Below are 306 nucleotides of genomic sequence, written 5' to 3' on the forward strand. Positions count from 1 at the left end.
TCAAGCTCGTGTGCGAGGAAACCTTCCGCCTGTGCCACCAGTATCTCGACGAAGTGCTCACGGTCGATACGGACGCCCTTTGCGCCGCGATCAAGGACGTCTTCCAGGACACGCGCAGCGTGCTCGAGCCCGCAGGCGCACTGGCCGTGGCGGGCGCGAAGCAGTACGCGGAGCGCGAAGGCATCGAGGGGCAGACGCTGGTGGCGATCACCTCGGGCGCGAACATGAACTTCGACCGCATGCGCTTCGTGGCCGAGCGTGCCGAGGTGGGCGAGGCGCGCGAAGCGGTGTTCGCGGTGACGATCC

Annotated in this window: 1 protein-coding gene; it reads left to right on the forward strand. The window is 67.3% G+C overall.

The genetic code is table 11. The features are described from left to right. Nucleotides 1–306 (forward strand): pyridoxal-phosphate dependent enzyme (locus AB4Y43_RS40560; protein ID WP_368730299.1); only part of this gene is annotated, 306 nt, incomplete at both ends.

This window comes from Paraburkholderia sp. BR10872 (genome assembly GCF_040965835.1).
Classification (GTDB): domain Bacteria; phylum Pseudomonadota; class Gammaproteobacteria; order Burkholderiales; family Burkholderiaceae; genus Paraburkholderia; species Paraburkholderia nodosa_A.